15 protein-coding genes are annotated in these 18142 nt (G+C 62.9%); 7 read left to right on the top strand and 8 right to left on the bottom strand.

Annotation, left to right across the window (positions count from 1 at the left end; all coding sequences use genetic code 11):
• Nucleotides 1-20: 20 nt before the first annotated feature.
• The 5 genes from QKW60_RS06040 (at nt 21) to lpdA (ending at nt 7862) form a co-directional block, all read left to right on the top strand.
• On the top strand, nt 21-3299 hold the full coding sequence (locus QKW60_RS06040; RefSeq protein ID WP_282367249.1) for an AsmA-like C-terminal region-containing protein: 3279 nt from the start codon (nt 21-23) through the stop codon (nt 3297-3299).
• Nucleotides 3296-4384, top strand: coding sequence for a tRNA preQ1(34) S-adenosylmethionine ribosyltransferase-isomerase QueA (queA, locus tag QKW60_RS06035; RefSeq protein WP_282367247.1), 1089 nt, complete (start codon nt 3296-3298; stop codon nt 4382-4384). The genes QKW60_RS06040 and queA overlap by 4 nt, the downstream gene beginning before the upstream one ends.
• A 55-nt stretch (nt 4385-4439) precedes the next feature.
• Nucleotides 4440-5720 (top strand): MFS transporter, encoded by a 1281-nt coding sequence (locus tag QKW60_RS06030; protein ID WP_282367245.1) that lies wholly within the window; start codon nt 4440-4442, stop codon nt 5718-5720.
• Nucleotides 5721-5787: 67 nt separating this feature from the next.
• The gene (locus QKW60_RS06025; protein ID WP_282367243.1) at nt 5788-6366 is read left to right on the top strand and encodes a DUF924 family protein; all 579 of its coding nucleotides are present in this window, start codon (nt 5788-5790) and stop codon (nt 6364-6366) included.
• Between the two features lie 101 nt (nt 6367-6467).
• Nucleotides 6468-7862 carry a dihydrolipoyl dehydrogenase gene (gene lpdA, locus QKW60_RS06020; RefSeq protein WP_282367241.1) on the top strand — a complete coding sequence of 465 codons (1395 nt, stop codon included), beginning with the start codon at nt 6468-6470 and terminating at the stop codon, nt 7860-7862.
• 106 nt (nt 7863-7968) lie between these two features.
• Here lpdA and QKW60_RS06015 read toward each other — a convergent pair whose 3' ends face one another.
• Entirely contained in the window at nt 7969-8331 is a 363-nt protein-coding gene (locus QKW60_RS06015; protein WP_282367239.1) for a rhodanese-like domain-containing protein, read from the bottom strand.
• A gap of 160 nt (nt 8332-8491) precedes the next feature.
• Nucleotides 8492-9286 carry a LytTR family DNA-binding domain-containing protein gene (locus QKW60_RS06010; RefSeq protein WP_282367238.1) on the bottom strand — a complete coding sequence of 265 codons (795 nt, stop codon included), beginning with the start codon at nt 9284-9286 and terminating at the stop codon, nt 8492-8494.
• A gap of 327 nt (nt 9287-9613) precedes the next feature.
• Between QKW60_RS06010 and uvrA the strand changes: the two genes are divergently transcribed.
• Nucleotides 9614-12472 carry an excinuclease ABC subunit UvrA gene (uvrA, locus tag QKW60_RS06005; protein ID WP_282367237.1) on the top strand — a complete coding sequence of 953 codons (2859 nt, stop codon included), beginning with the start codon at nt 9614-9616 and terminating at the stop codon, nt 12470-12472.
• Nucleotides 12473-12653: 181 nt separating this feature from the next.
• Here the strand turns inward: uvrA and QKW60_RS06000 are convergent, their stop codons facing one another.
• From QKW60_RS06000 to QKW60_RS05975, 6 genes are all read right to left on the bottom strand, one after another.
• Nucleotides 12654-12863 (bottom strand): YgaP family membrane protein, encoded by a 210-nt coding sequence (locus QKW60_RS06000; RefSeq protein ID WP_282367236.1) that lies wholly within the window; start codon nt 12861-12863, stop codon nt 12654-12656.
• 90 nt (nt 12864-12953) lie between these two features.
• On the bottom strand, nt 12954-13610 hold the full coding sequence (locus QKW60_RS05995) for a Crp/Fnr family transcriptional regulator (protein WP_282367234.1): 657 nt from the start codon (nt 13608-13610) through the stop codon (nt 12954-12956).
• A gap of 25 nt (nt 13611-13635) precedes the next feature.
• Nucleotides 13636-13968, bottom strand: a complete 333-nt coding sequence (locus QKW60_RS05990; RefSeq protein WP_282367232.1) for an excinuclease ABC subunit A — start codon at nt 13966-13968, stop codon at nt 13636-13638.
• 87 nt (nt 13969-14055) lie between these two features.
• Nucleotides 14056-14928, bottom strand: coding sequence for a 3-hydroxyisobutyrate dehydrogenase (mmsB, locus tag QKW60_RS05985; RefSeq protein WP_282367231.1), 873 nt, complete (start codon nt 14926-14928; stop codon nt 14056-14058).
• On the bottom strand, nt 14925-15971 hold the full coding sequence (locus QKW60_RS05980) for an enoyl-CoA hydratase/isomerase family protein (protein WP_282367230.1): 1047 nt from the start codon (nt 15969-15971) through the stop codon (nt 14925-14927). The genes mmsB and QKW60_RS05980 overlap by 4 nt, the downstream gene beginning before the upstream one ends.
• Nucleotides 15971-17116 carry an acyl-CoA dehydrogenase family protein gene (locus tag QKW60_RS05975; protein WP_282367229.1) on the bottom strand — a complete coding sequence of 382 codons (1146 nt, stop codon included), beginning with the start codon at nt 17114-17116 and terminating at the stop codon, nt 15971-15973. Before QKW60_RS05975 ends, QKW60_RS05980 begins: the two co-directional genes overlap by 1 nt.
• A gap of 339 nt (nt 17117-17455) precedes the next feature.
• On the opposite strand from QKW60_RS05975, the gene QKW60_RS05970 reads away from it, so the two are divergent.
• Entirely contained in the window at nt 17456-18118 is a 663-nt protein-coding gene (locus QKW60_RS05970) for a VPLPA-CTERM sorting domain-containing protein (RefSeq protein ID WP_263738246.1), read from the top strand.
• Nucleotides 18119-18142: the final 24 nt, after the last annotated feature.

Genomic DNA, 18142 nt, shown 5'->3' with positions numbered 1-18142 from the left:
GTTGGGGCGTTGGCAGCGGTATGGACCAGACAGAGGCACAGGCGGGAGAATCGCCCGATCCCGGACCCTTTCGGCGCCGCCGCTGGCTATGGGCCTTGCTTGGCCTGACGTTGTCACTGGTTGCTATTACGCTTGTCGCGCTTTCCATGACCGGGCGTGTTGTTGCCGCGCCGGGCTGGCTGGTCGCACAGGTTGAGACACGCGCGAACACGGTTCTGGCCGGGGAGGCATCGGCCAAGCTGGGCGGGCTTGACCTCATGGTCGACGAAAATCTGATCCCGCATGTCTGGTTGCGGCGGGTGGAGTTGTTTTCCAAGACCGGCACCCGCATCGCCCTGCTGCCGGATCTGAGAACCACGCTGAACGCTAGGCCAATGCTTGACGGCAAGATCGAACTCCGGTCGCTGCATATCAGCGATGGCCGCATTGCCCTGCGCCGGTTGGAGGACGGGCGGCTGGACCTTGCTCTTGGTCCCGGTGCAGCGGCGCCCGCGGAGGCTGTCAAGCCGGCCGAACTGCTGAAAGTGGTCGATGCCGCGTTCGAGCTTCCGCTTCTGCGCGATGTCGAGAGGATCGAGGTTGACCGGTTGTCGATGCAGCTCGATGATCTGCGCACCGGCCGTGTCTGGCGGGCCTCTGGTGGCTGGCTGGCCCTGACCAACAGTGCCGACGCGGTCGAGATTGGCCTTGGCACCGCGCTTGCCGACACCGGCAAGCCGCCCGCGCGGGCCGAGGTCACGTTCCGTTCGGTCAAGGGCACGCCCGAGGCGGCCTTGTCGGTCCGGCTCAGCGATGTGCCGTCGCGTGATCTGGCCGTCCAGTCGCCCGCCCTGTCGTTCCTGGGCGCGCTTGATGCGCCGATTTCGGGGGCCTTCGATACCGGTGTCGATGCCGAGGGGCGCTATAGCGGGCTTTCGGCGGTGCTGGAGATCGGCAAAGGTGCTTTGCGGCCGACTGCCGATACCAAACCGGTGCGGTTCGACCGTGTGAAGCTGGCGATGAGCTACGATCCCGAAGCGGCGCTTATGACGTTTTCCGAGCTCGACGTCGACAGCGCGGCGTTGCGTGTCCGGGCCAGAGCCAAGGCCTGGCTTAAGGATTTTGAGGGCGCTTGGCCCGAGACGCTCATCTCGCAGGTCCGGATTGAGGATTTCAAGGCCGATCCCGAAGGGGTGTTCACCGATCCGGTCACGTTAACCGGAGGGGCGCTCGATTTCCGATTGCGGCTTGATCCTTTCCGGCTGGAGCTTGGGCAGTTGATGTTGACAGACGGCGATCAGCGCATCGGCGCGAAGGGAACCATCGCCGCCGCCCCGGCAGGTTGGGACGTGGCCTTGGACGTGACCGTCAATGAAATCACGTCCGACCGGCTTCTGGCGCTTTGGCCCGTTGCGGCGGTGCCGCTGACCCGCGCCTGGCTGGAACAGAACGTCGCGACAAGTCAGCTTTTCGATGTGGTGTCCGCCTTCCGCCTGAGGCCGGGGCAGGAGCCGCATTTCACGCTCGGCTACGATTACCGCGACACCGAGGTCAGGATCATCAAGACACTGCCGCCGATTCAGAACGGGGCGGGATATGCAACGATCAACGACTATTCCTATACGCTGGTTGTCGACCGGGGCCATGTGACCGCGCCCGAAGGTGGCGACATCGATGTCTCAGGCAGCGTCATGGCGATTCCAGATCTGAGGATCAAACCGGCCCCGGCGAAATTCACGCTGAAGACGGATAGTTCAATAACCGCCGCTCTGTCGCTCCTCGATCAGCCGCCTTTCGAGTTCCTGACCAAGGCAGGCCGTCCGGTCGATCTGGCCGAGGGCCGCGCCCGGCTGGAAACCGCGCTGGACCTGCGACTCGCGGCCAAGATCATGCCCGAGGATGTCGACTATCGCGTGACCGGAAAACTTCTCGATGTCCACTCTGATACACTGGCGCCCGACCGCTTGCTGACGGCCGCCGCGCTCGATGTCACCGCGACGCGCGACGGGCTGGAAATCTCCGGTCCCGCCATCTTTTCCGGTGTGCCGGTCGATGCCGCGTGGCGCCAGACCTTTTCGCCCGAACATCGCGGCAAGAGTGAGTTGGAAGGCATCGTGGAACTGTCGCCGCGTTTTCTTGAGGCTTTTTCAATCGGCCTGCCTCCGGGGGCTGTCCGGGGCACGGGGCAGGGGCAGATCGTCCTGCGGTTCGAACGCGGCAAGCCGGTCGAGTTCCGGCTTGGCTCTGACCTAAAGGGTCTGAACCTCAGCATCCCCGAGGTAGGCTGGGGCAAGGGAGCGGGCGGGACGGGCCGGTTGTCGGTCGCCGGTCGGCTCGGCCAGCCGGCAGAGATCGACCTTGTCGAGATCGAAGCGCCGGGGCTGGTGGCCTCGGGCAAGGTCGTGCTGACATCCAACGGTGCGCTGGAAGCGGTACGCCTGAAATCGGTGCGGATCGGCGACTGGTTCAGCGGTACGGCCACCCTGCGTGGCCGGGGGCAGGGACTGCCGGTGGCGGTCATCGTCGAAGGTGGCAGCGTCGATCTGCGGCGCGCGTCATTCGGCAGCGGCGGTGGGCAGGGCGCGCCGCTTTCGGTGGCGCTCGACCGGCTTCAGGTGTCCGAGGGCATTTCGCTCACCGGGTTCCGCGGCGACTTCTCCACTCAGGGCGGGTTGACCGGCGACTTCATTGGCACTGTGAACGGTACCGCCCCGGTGACCGGACGCGTGACGCCATCCGGCGGGCGCAGTGCCGTTCGGCTGCGTGCCGCAGATGCGGGCGCGACGATGCGCGCAGCAGGTATCTTTACCCGCGGTGTCGGCGGGGCGCTCGATATGACGCTGACCCCGGTCGGGCCGCCGGGCACCTATGATGGTCAGCTCCAGATCAGCGACCTCCGGGTTGTCGATGCGCCCGCTCTCGCCTCGCTTCTCGACGCGGTGTCGGTGGTGGGGCTTCTCAGCCAGCTCAACGGACCGGGGATTCTCTTTTCCCGCGTGACCGGGGATTTCCGGCTGACCCCCGGCATCGTCCAGATCCGCAAGGGAACCGCGACCGGCCCGTCTCTCGGCATCTCGGCCGAGGGTCTATATGACACCGGCGCCGGCCGGATCGACCTGCAGGGCACAATCTCACCGGTCTATCTGATCAATCAGATCGGACAGGCCGTCTCGCGCGAGGGCGAGGGGTTGTTTGGGTTCAACTATCGCCTGTATGGAGCGGCCGACGCGCCGAAGGTCAGCGTCAATCCGCTTTCAATCCTGACGCCGGGCATGTTCCGCAACATCTTCCGCGCCAACCCGCCGAAACAGCAGCAATGAAGCTTTCCGATTTTGATTTCGACCTGCCCGAGGGGCTGATCGCTACGCGACCCGTGCGGCCGCGCACGGCCGCGCGGCTTCTGGTGGCCGAGGGTGATACGATACGCGATCTGCATGTCCGCGATCTGGTCGATCTGCTCGGCCCCGGCGACCGGCTGGTGCTGAACGATACCAAGGTCATCCCAGCGCGGCTTTCAGGCACACGGACCCGCGCGACGGGGCAGGGCGAGGCGGTGGCGAAGGTCGAGGTCACGCTTCTGGAGCCACGACCGGGCGGTCACTGGGCGGCACTCGCCAAGCCCCTGCGCAAGGTGAAGGATGGCGAGGTCATCCGGTTTTCTGATGCGCTGTCTGCCGAGGTGGTGAGGATCGCCGATGGACAGGCCGAACTCAGCTTCAACCTCACTGGTACCGATTTCGACGCGGCGCTGGCCGAAGCCGGGGCGATGCCGCTGCCGCCCTATATCGCGGCGTTGCGGGCGCCCGATGCGCAGGACCGCGAGGACTATCAGACCGTCTTTGCCCGAAATTCCGGTGCCGTCGCCGCCCCGACTGCGTCGCTGCACTTCGACGGCGATCTTCTGGCCAGGCTGGCCGCGAAGGGCGTAGCCTTCACCCATGTGACGCTTCATGTCGGGGCGGGCACCTTCCTGCCGGTGAAGGTGGAGGATGTAACGACCCACAGGATGCATGCCGAATGGGGCGAGGTAAGCGAAGTTGCGGCTGCCGAGATCAATGCGACCCGCGAAAGCGGCGGGCGCGTGATCCCGGTCGGCACCACGGCGCTGAGACTCATTGAAAGCGCCGCCGGCGAAGATGGCTGGATACGGCCGTGGCAGGGCACCACCGACATCTTCATCTATCCGGGTTATACCTTCCGCGTGACGGACGGGCTGATGACCAATTTCCACCTGCCGAAATCGACGCTGCTGATGCTGGTCTCGGCCCTGATGGGCAGGGACCGCATGCGGCGGGTCTATGATCACGCAATCGCGTCCGGCTATCGCTTCTTTTCCTATGGCGACGCCTCGCTACTTCTGCCCGAACGGCGTAATCCGGCGACGCCCGGTCGCGCCGGGGCGTGAAATCCGACAGCAATCGGCGTATCCCGCCGCACAATCCTTTTGAAAGACCGTTCCAATGCTGACTGTCCTGCGCACCTCCTGGCCCCTCCTTCTGGGCATGATGCTTCTGATGATTGGAAACGGTGTTCAGGGCACGCTGCTGGGTATCCGGGGCGCGATCGAAGGTTTCTCAACCACGCAGATGTCCGTCGTCATGTCGGCCTATTTCCTCGGCTTTCTGTTCGGAAGCCAGATGACGCCGAACATGATCCGCTCGGTCGGGCATGTCCGCGTCTTCGCGGCATTGGGCTCGATGATTTCGGCGGTTCTGGTGGCTTATGCAGCCGCGCCTGACTGGATCGCCTGGTCACTGATGCGGGTCCTGATCGGATTTTCCTTCTCGGGCGTCTACATCACCGCCGAAAGCTGGCTGAACAACGCCTCGACGAACGAAACTCGGGGACAGGCGCTGTCGCTCTACATGATCATGCAGATGCTCGGCATCATTTCGGCGCAGGGGCTTTTGAACATCGGCGACCCGTCAGGTTATTTCCTCTTTGTCATCCCCTCGATGCTCGTCTCCATTGCCTTCACGCCGATCCTTCTCACGGCAAGCCCGGCGCCGGCCTTTGAGCTTACAAAACCGCTGAGTATCGTGAAGCTTTACCAGACCTCTCCGCTCGGCTGTGTCGGTATCTTCCTTCTGGGCGGTGTGTTCTCGGCCCAGTTCGGCATGGCTTCGGTCTGGGGCGCGACGGTCGGACTCTCGGTCAAGGAACTGTCGATCTTCGTCGCGGCAATCTATGTCGGCGGTCTGGTGCTGCAATATCCGATCGGCTGGATGTCTGACCGGATGGACCGGCGCAGGCTTGTGCTGGGCCTCGCCGCTGTGGGTGCGCTTGGGACTGTTGTTCCGGTCCTGATGGACGCGAATTTCTACACGCTCGTTGGTGTCGCCGCGGTGATGGGCGGGGTGTCGAACCCGCTCTATTCTCTGCTCGTTGCCTATACCAACGATTTTCTTGCGCGGGAGGATATGCCCGCCGCTTCCGCCGGTCTGATCTTTATCAATGGGGTAGGGGCCATCGGCGGCCCGCTCCTGACCGGCTGGATCATGGCAGTCTTCGGCCCGTCAGGGTTCTTCCTCTTCATCGCCGTTCTCTTCGGCGTGATGGCGGGCTATGCCGCATGGCGGATGACACGCCGTCCGGCACCGACGAGCGATCAGACCGGCTCGTACATGGCCCTGGCGCCGACCGCTGGTCTCGTCGCTGTGGAAGCAGCGGCAGAAGTCGCCGCTGACGCCCAGGCGGAAAGCAATGCGGCCGCCAGTGAAGGTGACGTGTCCAAGGACTGACAGCTTGTGCTGGCCTTTCGATTGACTTCCTGCAACTCTGGTGAGGACCACAGCGCAGGAGGCCGCCATGTCCGAACCTGAAGCCATCGTCGAGTTCTGGTTGCACGATGTCGGACCCGATGGCTGGTATGAAGCCGTCGATGAGGTCGATGAGGAAATCAGGGCGCGGTTTGGCGCAGAATGGCACGCTGCGCATGAAGGCAATCGCGAACACTGGTGCAACGGGCCGCGCGGCACGCTTGCCTATCTGATCCTGACCGACCAGTTCCCGCGTAACATGTTCCGCGGCAAGGCGGACGCGTTTGCCACCGATGCCCGCGCCCGGGCGGCGGCTGCGATGGCTGTCGAGAAAGGATATGATCTCAAGATTTCCGAGCCGGAGCGGGTCTTTTTCTACATGCCCTTCGAGCACTCCGAAGATATCGCCGATCAGGACCGCTGCATCGCGCTCTTCGAAAAGAACCTGCATGAGACGCGCGAGGGGTTTCTTTTGCACGGCAAGGCTCACCGCGAAATCATTCACCGGTTCGGTCGTTTCCCGTTCCGGAATGCCGCGCTTGGCCGCAAATCCAGTGCCGAGGAAGAGGCGTTTCTGAAAGATGGCGGCTATGGCGTCATCGTGCGGGAGCTTGAAAAACAGGGCTGATCGCAGCCATGCGCTCAGCGCAAGGGGCTACGGCGTCGGTCGCATTGTGTGAAATCAAAAAGTAGTTTAATGCCAAACTACTTTTTTCGAGGGAGGATGAGATGGCGGCGAAGAGTTTCGACATGATCGTGATCGGTGCGGGTCCGGGCGGCTATGTGGCCGCGATCCGGGGCGCGCAGCTCGGCCTGAATGTCGCGATTGTCGAACGGGAGCATATGGGCGGCATATGCCTCAACTGGGGCTGCATCCCGACAAAGGCGCTCCTGCGATCCGCCGAGGTCTTCCATCTCATGCACCGCGCCAAGGAATTCGGGCTGAAGGCCGACGGGATCGGCTATGACCTCGACGCGGTCGTGCAGCGCTCGCGCGGCGTGGCCAAGCAGCTGTCGGGCGGTATCGGCCACCTGATGAAAAAGAACAAGATCACCACCTTCATGGGCGAGGCCACATTGCCGAAGAAGGGCACGGTCAGCGTCAAGACCGACAAGGGGACCGAGGAGCTTACGTCCAAGGCCATCGTGCTCGCGACCGGCGCGCGGGCCCGCGAATTGCCGGGACTGGAGGCCGATGGCGATCTGGTCTGGACCTACAAGCACGCGCTGATGCCGAAGCGGATGCCGAAGAAGCTCCTCGTAATCGGGTCCGGCGCCATCGGAATCGAATTCGCCTCGTTCTTCAACACGCTCGGCGCGGACACGACCGTGGTCGAGGTGATGGACCGCGTCCTGCCGGTGGAAGACGCCGAAATCTCCGCCTTCGCCAAGAAGTCCTTCGTGAAGCAGGGCATGAAGATCATGGAGAAATCCACGGTCAAGAAGCTCGACCGTGCCAAGGGCAAGGTGACGGCGCATATCGAGGCGGGTGGCAAGACCGAGACGATGGAGTTCGACACGGTGATCTCCGCCGTTGGCATCGTCGGCAACGTCGAAAACCTCGGGCTGGAGGCTTTGGGCGTAAAGATCGACCGCACCCATGTGGTCACCGACGAATATTGCCGCACCGGAGTCGATGGGCTTTACGCCATCGGCGATATCGCGGGCGCGCCCTGGCTTGCGCACAAGGCCAGCCACGAAGGCGTCATGGTTGCCGAACTGATCGCGGGCAAGCATCCCCATCCGATCAAGCCGAACTCCATCGCGGGCTGCACCTATTGCCATCCGCAAGTGGCCAGCGTCGGCCTGACTGAGGCCAAGGCGAAAGAGGCGGGGCATGAGGTCAAGGTCGGCCGCTTCCCCTTTATCGGCAACGGCAAGGCGATTGCCTTGGGCGAGGCCGAAGGCATGATCAAAACCGTCTTCGACGCGAAGACCGGGGAACTGCTGGGTGCCCATATGGTTGGCGCAGAGGTCACCGAACTGATCCAGGGCTATGTCGTTGGCCGCAGCCTAGAGACGACCGAGGGCGAGCTGATGGAAACCGTCTTCCCGCATCCGACGCTCAGCGAGATGATGCATGAGGCCGTGCTCGACGCCTACGGCCGCGCGCTCCATATCTGACGGGAAGTGGTTGTGCCCGAGTCCCGGACGGTGTCCGGGACTCACCCGAAGCGTTTTTCGGACAGAATGCTTATAGCTCGTTGTTCACCTGTCGGCGCGTCACGCCTCAGCGGGTGATCGCGCCGCCTGCTGCCTGCCAGTCGCCCAACCCACCGATATTGTAGACCTCCAGGTAGCCGAGCCCCGCGAGCATCTGCGCCGCCATCTGGCTGCGCCCGCCCGAGGCGCAGTAAAGCGCGACGGGCGTTTCAACCGAAAGCTCGGCAAGGCATTCCGGGCTCGCCGGATCGCATTTCATCCTGAGAATGGCGAGGGGGATATGCAGGGCTCCCGCCGCCTTGCCCGACGCAGCAACCTCTGCCCCGTCGCGCACATCGACAAGAACGATCGTCTTGTCTTGCGTCCGCGCAATTGCCTCGGATGCCGCCATACGGGACGGTCCGCCAGATGGTTTCAGGAAGGAAAGCATGTGTTGCCTCTTCAAATGGGGGCCCGTTCCGTTTGCTCGGGCTTTCCACACAAGATAGATGCAAAAAATGGAATGTGAATAGGCTAATCCAGATTGCGAAGTGATAAATCAGGGCCGCTGATACGGCGGGCGCCAGGTAAGGCCGCGGACAGAGTCCAGGTCAGTGCGGTTTGCCGGCCCTCTGGAGCCAGTCCCGGACCTCCGTTACCCGCCCGCGCGAGACTGGAATATCGCCCACCGAACGCGTGGATACCGCCATACCGCCGAACGAGGCGGCCTCGGTGGCAGAGACCCAGAACGACCGGTGGGTCTGAATACCATCGTCGTCTCCGACCTGTTCAAGAAAATCCCGCATCCGCGCACGAAGTTCGATCACGCCGGTTTCCATCGTGATGACAAGATAGTGCTCGGCACTTTGCGCGCATTTGATCGATTTCAGCGGAAAGGACCGGCCGTTTAACACGACGAACCTGCAGCCGTCTCTCGCCCGTTGGTCGTCCTCCTTCGATGCGCGCCTGGCCTGACCGGCCCGATACAACGGCAAGAGCCATGCCAGTGCGATGCTCTCCAGCACATGCGCGATTGCGATGTTCTTCACATAGGTTTCCAGACCGATCGGGACGCCGCGGTCGGGCGCCAGGTCACCGACCATCAAGGGCAGGGCGGCCGCCAGTTCCAGCAGGGCGATCACCAGCGGCATGGAGCCGATGATCAAAGGCAGCGGCGCATCCGTAATCCTCCCCCACAAGCGAGAGACGAGACCCGACCAATGGGGCACGATCAACACGTAAAGGCAGACGCAGACACCCCAATATAACAGGCGAGACGAGTAGTCCGGCAGCGTCGGGAAAAGGGTCGGATTTGCTATTGAGAGAATCAGTAGCGCCCCGACCAGAAGGACTGCGACCCGCGAGCTGAACAGAAATCCGCGCAATTCATGCGTCGTGAAATGCACGACAGTGCCATTCGAGAGCAAAACCCGACATTCATGACTTTGGTCTGTGGTCATCGGCTCGACCCGGTTACTCGTTACTGGTGCCCCTAAGTTATTCCGGCCCTTCTCGGGGTTGGCATCGGGGCGGCCAAGTCGGCCGCACTTAGTAGGTTGCTCTTTGTATGTCAATGCGCGCCCGGCCGCCCCGTTTTTTAGGGGTAGTGGCTGTCCTGACCTGTTCGGGATGAGATTTGTCCCCGATCCTTTAGTTCCTAGAATGTTCTCTTTTTCGGGTTGGAGACTCGGGCCGGATGCACTATCTGTTAACCCCTGACCCCGGGGTGAGCCATGGCCGACCAGAAATTCATCGAAGTGCGCGGCGCGCGCGAGCATAATCTGAAGTCGATCGACGTTGATATCCCGCGCGACAAGCTGACGGTGATCACCGGCCTTTCGGGCTCGGGCAAGTCGTCACTTGCCTTCGATACGATCTATGCTGAGGGTCAGCGGCGTTACGTGGAATCGCTTTCCGCCTATGCCCGCCAGTTCCTCGACATGATGGGCAAGCCGGATGTCGATCACATCTCGGGCCTGAGCCCCGCGATCTCAATCGAACAGAAGACGACGTCGAAGAACCCGCGCTCGACCGTTGGTACGGTGACCGAGATCTACGATTACCTGCGCCTGCTCTTCGCCCGCGTGGGCACGCCCTACAGCCCTGCCACCGGCAAGCCGATCGAGGCGCAGCAGGTGCAGGACATGGTCGATGCCGTGATGACAATGGAGGAGGGGACGCGCGGCTATCTGATGGCCCCCATCGTACGCGACCGCAAGGGCGAGTACCGCAAGGAATTCCTTGAACTTAGGAAGCAGGGCTTCCAGCGGGTCAAGGTCAACGGCCAGTTCCATGAACTGGAGGAACCGCCCACGCTCGACAAGAAATTCCGCCACGATATCGACGTGGTGGTTGACCGGATCGTGGTGCGGGAAGGGCTGGAGACACGGCTGGCGGATTCATTCCGCACCGCGCTGAACCTCGCCGACGGCATCGCGATCCTTGAAACCGCGCCGACCGAGGGTGATCCCGAACGCATCACCTTCAGCGAAAACTTCGCCTGCCCGGTCAGCGGTTTCACCATCCCCGAGATCGAACCGCGGCTTTTTTCGTTCAACGCCCCCTTCGGGGCCTGCCCCTCTTGCGACGGGCTCGGCGTTGAACTCTTCTTCGACGAACGACTCGTCGTACCCGACGTGACGCTGAAGCTGAAGGACGGCGCGCTGGCGCCCTGGAACAAGGGCAAGTCGCCCTATTTCATCCAGACCATCGACTCGCTCGCCAAGCATTACGGCTTCGATGCCCGCAAACCGTGGAAGGATCTGCCCGAGAAGGTGCAGACCCTGTTTCTGCGCGGCTCGGGTGAGGAGGAGATCAAGTTCCGCTTTGACGAGGGCGGGCGGGTCTATGAGGTCACGCGCAGCTTCGAGGGCGTAATCCCCAACATGGAACGCCGCTACCGTGAAACGGACTCGAACTGGGTGCGCGAGGAGTTTGAGCGTTACCAGAATAACCGCCCCTGCGGCACCTGCGGTGGCCACCGCCTGCGGCCCGAGGCGCTGGCGGTCAAGATCGCGGGGCTGCATGTCGGCGAGGTCGTGCAGATGTCGATCAAGGAGGCTTATGCCTGGATCGATACGGTGCCGGCGAAACTGACGAAACAGAAGAACGAGATCGCCCGTCTGATCCTCAAGGAAATTCGCGAACGGCTTGGGTTCCTCAACAATGTCGGCCTCGAATACCTGACGCTGTCGCGCAACGCAGGCACCCTGTCGGGCGGCGAAAGCCAGCGGATCCGGCTGGCAAGCCAGATCGGCTCGGGTTTGACGGGGGTGCTTTACGTGCTCGATGAGCCCTCGATCGGCCTGCATCAGCGCGACAATGACCGGCTCTTGGGCACGCTGAAGAACCTGCGCGATCAGGGCAATACTGTGCTGGTCGTGGAGCATGACGAGGAAGCGATCCGAGAGGCCGACTATGTTTTCGATATCGGCCCCGGCGCAGGCGTGCATGGCGGGCAGGTCGTGTCACGCGGCACGCCTGCGGAAATCGCCGCCGACCCGGCCTCGCTGACCGGGCAATACCTGTCAGGCGGGCGCGAGATTGCAGTGCCGAAGATGCGGCGTGAGGGCAATGGCAAGACTCTGAAAGTGGTCAAGGCCACCGGCAATAACCTGAAAGACATGACGGCGGAGTTTCCGCTTGGGCGGTTCATCTGCGTGACCGGCGTGTCCGGCGGCGGCAAGTCGACACTGACGGTCGAGACGCTCTATAAGAACGCCGCCCTGCGCCTGAACGGCGCGCGGGAAACACCCGCGCCGTGCGAGACGATCAAGGGCTTCGAGCATCTCGACAAGGTCATCGATATCGACCAGCGTCCCATTGGCCGCACACCGCGGTCAAACCCCGCCACCTATACCGGCGCCTTCACCCCGATCCGCGACTGGTTCGCCGGGCTGCCCGAGGCCAAGGCGCGCGGCTACGCGCCGGGGCGGTTTTCGTTCAACGTCAAGGGCGGGCGTTGTGAGGCGTGTCAGGGCGACGGTGTGATCAAGATCGAGATGCACTTCCTGCCCGACGTCTACGTCACTTGCGAGACCTGCAAGGGTCACCGCTACAACCGGGAAACGCTGGAGATTAAGTTTAAAGGCAAGAGCATAGCCGACGTTCTTGAGATGACTGTTGAGGACGCGCAAGGGTTCTTCCAGGCGGTCCCGGCGATCCGCGAAAAGATGGACGCGCTGGTGAAGGTGGGCCTTGGCTATATCAAGGTGGGCCAGCAGGCGACGACGCTTTCAGGCGGCGAGGCGCAGCGGGTGAAGCTCTCCAAGGAACTCTCGAAGCGCTCGACGGGCCGTACGCTCTATATCCTCGATGAACCGACAACCGGGCTGCATTTTGAGGATGTGCGAAAGCTTCTCGAAGTGCTTCACGAACTTGTCGAACAGGGCAACACGGTGATCGTGATCGAGCACAATCTGGATGTGATCAAGACCGCCGACTGGCTGATCGATATCGGCCCGGAAGGTGGCGATGGCGGTGGACGGATCGTGGCGACGGGCACACCCGAGGATGTGGCAAAGGTCGAGGCGAGCCATACCGGCCGCTATCTCGCGCCGATGCTGAACCCCCGCCGCGTCGCTGCGGAGTGATCCTCGAGCCCCCTCTCGGCCGCGCGGCCCCTGCGGGCCGCGGTCGCGCCATACACTTTCTGTCCCGAAATACTCCCGCCGGAGGCGCCTGAGCGCCGTTTCGCAAGAAACGGCGCGAGGCAAGGTCCTGGCCCCGGAACGGGGCCTCCGCTGGATCACGCCTGCTGTCGGGCCTGACGGATCAGGCTTTCTTCAGCGGGCAGGTATTGATCCCCAGAAGCGAATAGAGCGGGCAGGTCGACATGAGGCCTGTCCCCAGCGCCACGATCCCGAGCACCAGCGGAAGCCAACGCAGTCCCATGCCCGGCGCGAAGTACCACCAGGCCAGCAGGGCCAGCCCCAGCAGGATACGGATTACGCGGTCGATACCGCCGACATTGGTCTTGAACATGGCTTTCTCCTTCTCCGGGGCGGGTATCGCCCCCTGATTACAAGGGAAGAATGCCAGACAGGCAGCCGCCCGGTCTGTGACCTCGTCACATTACTCCGCAGCTGCGGCAAGTCGCCGCAGGGCGCACTCATCCACGATCCGCACAGTACCGCGTTCGGTCCTGACCCAGCCCGACCGCCCGAACCCTTCCAGCCGTCGCGACACTACCTCGCGCGCCGAGCCGATGGCGGTTGCAAGCTCCTGATGGGTGGCCTGAACCATGTCGCCCTCGGCCCGGTCGAGAAGCGCCTGTGCTAGGCGGCTTTCGACCCGTTGGAAGGCCACGCGTTCGAGGACGTGCAGCATGCCCTGCATCCGCACCGCGAAGGCGGTGAAGACGAAGCCCCGGAACGCGGCGGAATGATCCATGAGCGACAGGAACTCCGCTTTCGGGATCAGCACGAGCCGGCAATCGCTCGCAACGACCGCCTCGCCGGAATAGGCCTCGCCGCCCAGAAGGCCGAGCGTCGTCTGCACGCAACTGCCGCCCGGTTCGACTGCATAGAGCAGGATGTCGCGCCCCGTAGGGCCCGTCAGGAAGACCTCGACGCGCCCCTCCAGCACGACGACGAAGCCCTTGGCGCTGTCGCCGGGATGAAAGAGTGGTGTGCCGCGTGCGAGTCGCACCGGGTGCAGCAGGTCGAGCCGCGCGCGTGCGGTTGGCTCAAGCGCCTCCAGACCCGCCGCGTCCGGTGTCCAGCCGCTCATGTCTGATAACCGCGCCGCAAGCGGATCAATCCAGAAGCGCGGCCGTCGCGCGGATGAAATCGAGGATCTCGCGGGTTTCCTGATTGACCCGCAGAATCTGGCCGTCGATCACATAATACCGCTCGCCGCGCCGCAGCGGCGGCAGGTTGTAGCGGTCGGGATAGCGGATCAAGTGATAGTCGTAGTCGCTGACCCGGTTGCCGATGCGCGGTGCCCCGTAATGCTTCTTCGCCTGACCGGGCGGGATGCAGGCAGGCGATTTCTTGGCGAGCCCCGGCGGGCAATGGCCGTTGCCGGCATGAGCGGGCAGGGCGAGCGCGCCAAGGCTTAGGGCGGCGAATACAAGAACCGATTTCATTGGATACCCCGGACAAGGACATTATCGCCCTTCCTATAGCCCAGCCCTGCGCCAAAGGTCACTCACATCTCCGCCACTGCGCGGAAATCAGCCGCGATGGCGTTTTTCGAACCGCGGCAGCATGGCCGAAAAATCCATGCCCTGGCCGCCTTCGTTTTCGACGAAGGTCTCATAGAGCAACGCTGCGAGGTGACCCATGGGCGTATCAGCATCGGCCGCCTCCGCCGCCTGCTGGGAAAGGCGCAGGTCTTTCAGCATCAGTTCGGCGGCGAAACCGGGTTTGTAGCCGTTATCGGCAGGTGACTGCGGCCCGACGCCCGGGGCGGGGCAGTAGGCGTTCATCGTCCAGGAATAGCCCGAGGAGGTGGAGACGACATCGAACATCTTCTGCCGGTCGAGGCCCAGCTTGTCGGCCAGGGCGAAGGCCTCGCAGGTGGCGATCATGGTGACGCCGAGGATCATGTTGTTACAGATCTTCGCGGCTTGTCCGGCCCCTGAGGCGCCGCAATGGACGGCCTTCTGTCCCATGATGTCGAAGAGCGGTTTGACGATGGCGAATGCCTCATCCGACCCTCCCGCCATGAAGGTCAGCGTGCCCGCCGCCGCGCCGCCGATCCCGCCCGAGACCGGCGCGTCGATGGCCAGAACCCCGGCTTTGGCCGCCTGTTCGGCCACGGCGCGGGCGCTTTCGACATCGACCGTCGAGCAGTCGCAGAGAACTGCGCCCTGTTTCATCGCCGGGATCAGGTCGTCGGCCACGGCGCGCAGGATGGCGCCGTTGGGCAGCATGGTGATGACGACATCGGCATCCTTCGCCGCCCCCGCCGCGCTGATCGCGGCGATAACGCCGTCGGGCATCGGCGCGTGAATGTCATGGCCGGTCACGTCATGGCCCGCCGCGACGAGGTTCTTCGCCATCGGCGCACCCATATTGCCAAGGCCGATAAAGCCGATCTTCATGCCAGTTCCTCCTCGAATGTGAGCGCCTGTGCCCCGAGCGGCATCAGCATCTTTGAAACTTCCATTCCCGACACGGCCTCGGCGCTGTCGTGCCGCCAGCGTGGATTGCGGTCCTTGTCGATGATCGCGGCCCGGATGCCCTCGATGAAATCGCCGTGTTCCATGGAACGGTAGGTGAAGCGGTATTCCAGTTCCAGCGCGCGGCGCATCGAAGGCGCGCCGCGCAGCCGGTGCAGCATCTCGACCGTGCAGGCGGCCGAGAGCGGGGCCGAGCGCGTGAAGGCCTTCATCGCCTCCTCGGCAAAAGCGCTGTCGGAATGACGCAGCGCGCGCAGGATGTCGCCTGCGGTTTCACCGGCGAAATGGGCGTCGATCTCGGGCCGCAAAGCTGCGAACCGACCTTCCGGTGGTTGTGATGTGTAGCCCAGAATGACCTGCGCATCACCGGTTTCGATGAGTTTCGAGATCAGCGCAGGCCAGTCGGCCTCCGGCACGAAGAGGTCGGCGAAACCTACAAGGATCGCATCCGCCGGACCCATCCGCGCGCCCGTCGTGCCGAGATATTCGCCCAGCCGCCCTGGCGCGAGCGCCAGAAGGAAGGAACCGCCGACATCCGGCATAAGGCCGATGCCGCATTCTGGCATGGCGATCTGGGAGCTTTCGCCGACGATCCGGTGGCTGCCATGGCAGCCGACGCCGACGCCGCCGCCCATGGTGAAGCCCTGCAACAGGCTGACGACCGGCTTGGGGTAGCTCGCGATGCGGGCATTCATCCGGTATTCGTCGGCCCAGAAGCGACGGCCATAGGCGTAGTCGCCCTGCGTCCCGGTCTCATACATCTCGGCGATGTCGCCACCTGCGCAGAAGGCGCGGTCGCCCTCCGCATCGAAGAGAACCAGCGCCACCTCTGCGTCATCCGACCAAAGCTTCAGTGCCGCATCAATTTCAAGGCACATCTCATAGGTCAACGCATTGAGCGCCTTGGGACGGTTCAGCGTGATCCGGCCCGCGCGGCCCTCTTTGCGGATGTGAATATCGGCCATCAGCCCCTCTCGGCCAGCATCGCGCGGCTGACGATCAGCCGCATGATCTCATTCGTGCCTTCAAGGATCTGATGCACGCGCAAGTCGCGCACGATCTTTTCGATCCCGTAATCGGCAAGGTAGCCATAGCCGCCATGGAGTTGAAGGGATTGATTGGCGACGTCGAAGGCATTGTCGGTGACCATCAGCTTGGCCATGGCGCAAAACTTGGTGGCATCCGGTGCGCGGTTGTCCAGCTTCCACGCCGCCTGGCGCAGGAAGGTGCGGGAGGATTGCAGCTTGACCTCCAGCTCCGCCAGCCGGAATTGCAGCGCCTGAAACTGGTCGAGCGATTTCCCGAAAGCCTTGCGTTCGCCCATATAGGCGAGCGTTGCGTCGAGCGCCGCCTGCGCCCCGCCAAGGGCCGAGGCCGCGATGTTGAGCCGCCCGCCATCAAGTCCGGCCATGGCATATGTGAACCCCTTGCCCTCTTCGCCCAGAAAGTTTTCGGCCGGGATCACGCAATCGTCGAACTGCACCTGTGAGGTGGGCTGCGCGCGCCAGCCCATCTTGTCTTCCAGCGCCCCGTAGGACAGTCCGGGCGTTCCAGCCTCCACAATCACAGCCGAAATGCCCTTGGGTCCGTCCTCGCCGGTGCGGACCATGGTCAGGTACGCATCTGAATAGGACCCGCCCGAGATGAAGGCCTTGGCGCCGTTGAGCTTCCAGCCCTCGTTCGTCCGCTCCGCTTTTGTCCGTAGCGCCGCCGCGTCCGATCCTGACCCGGGCTCGGTCAGGCAATAGGAGAACACCTTCTCCATCGAGATGAGGCCGGGCAGCCATTTAGCCTTGGCTTCGTCCGAGCCGAACTTGTCGATCATGCCGCCGCACATATTGTGGATCGACAGGAACGATCCCACGGCCGGGCAGGCCATCGCGAGCGCCTCGAAGACCAAGGTCGCGTCGAGCCGCGAGAGGCCCGACCCACCATGATCCTCGCCGACATAGATGCCGCCAAGGCCAAGCTCTGCGACTTTCGGCCAAAGCTCCTTCGGAATCGTCCCGGCCTTTTCCCAATCACGTGCATGGGGGGCGATCTCAGACGCACCGAAAGCCCGCGCCATGTCAAAGATCGCTTGCTGTTCGTCGCTCAGGGCGAAGTCCATTCCGGCCTCCATCGAGATGAATTGAACGCTTGTTAAATTCTAATTGTTTCGCAACTTTTGCAAGGGCGAATTAGCGGCCACCGGAACCGTGCCTCTATTGGAACAGAGGAGTGATTCGTGCTCACGAGCCTGTCCGGACAAAAGAGCGGGGCGCTGCTCTGTGCATGAATTGGATACAATGCTCGTAAAAAGGCGGCGATTGTGCGTATAACTATTTCGCTCAATTGGGCCAGGATGAACGCCAGATGAACGGCGTGATGCGCATAACATTTCCATGGTGGCCGCATGGAAATGTGGTAAAAATATGGCAGAGGCGGGTGCCTCTAAATGGAGGGGTGGATGGGTGTTAAGAAAAGCCTTTCGGCTGCGCTTGCCGCGGTTGTGTTGGCTGTTTCAGCGGTCGCTGCACACGCAGTGACCTACAATTTCACCGGTGTCACGTCGAACTCGACAGCGAATGTCACCACCGGTCAGACGCAATTGACAATGGATGTGCTCGACAGCGGGTCGGGCACGGTTTCTTTCACGTTCAACAATTCGGGGCCGCTGGCCTCGTCAATTACCGATGTCTACTGGGACGATCAGGCCTCGCTGCTCGGCACGATGGGGGCGATCACCTCGTCCTCGGGCGTGTCATTCTCGCAAGGTGCCAATCCCGGCAATCTTCCCGGTGGCAACACGATCGGGTTTACCGTCAGCCCGTCGGGGGCTTCGGCCGACAGCAATGCGCCGGCACAACCGAATGGCGTCAATCCTGGCGAATGGTTGACCATCGTCTGGAACCTTATTTCCGGCGCTACCTTTGCCGATGTGATCGCCGCTCTGAATCTTGGTGGTGATCAGTCCGGGTCTCTGCGGGTGGGCATCCATGTGCAGGGCTTTGCCAATGGCGGTTCGGAATCCTTCGTGAACACACCGCCCGTACCGCTGCCCGCGGCCGGATGGTTGATGGTGGCCGGACTTGGGGCGCTGACCATTGCGCGTCGTCGTCGGACAGCCTGACAGGTAGCTAGACTATGATTTAAA

The organism is Albidovulum aestuarii, from assembly GCF_029961185.1.
Classification (GTDB): Bacteria; Pseudomonadota; Alphaproteobacteria; order Rhodobacterales; family Rhodobacteraceae; genus Albidovulum; species Albidovulum aestuarii.
Note: the sequence above shows the minus strand (reverse complement) of the source record. Positions and strands in the feature narration are given on the sequence as shown.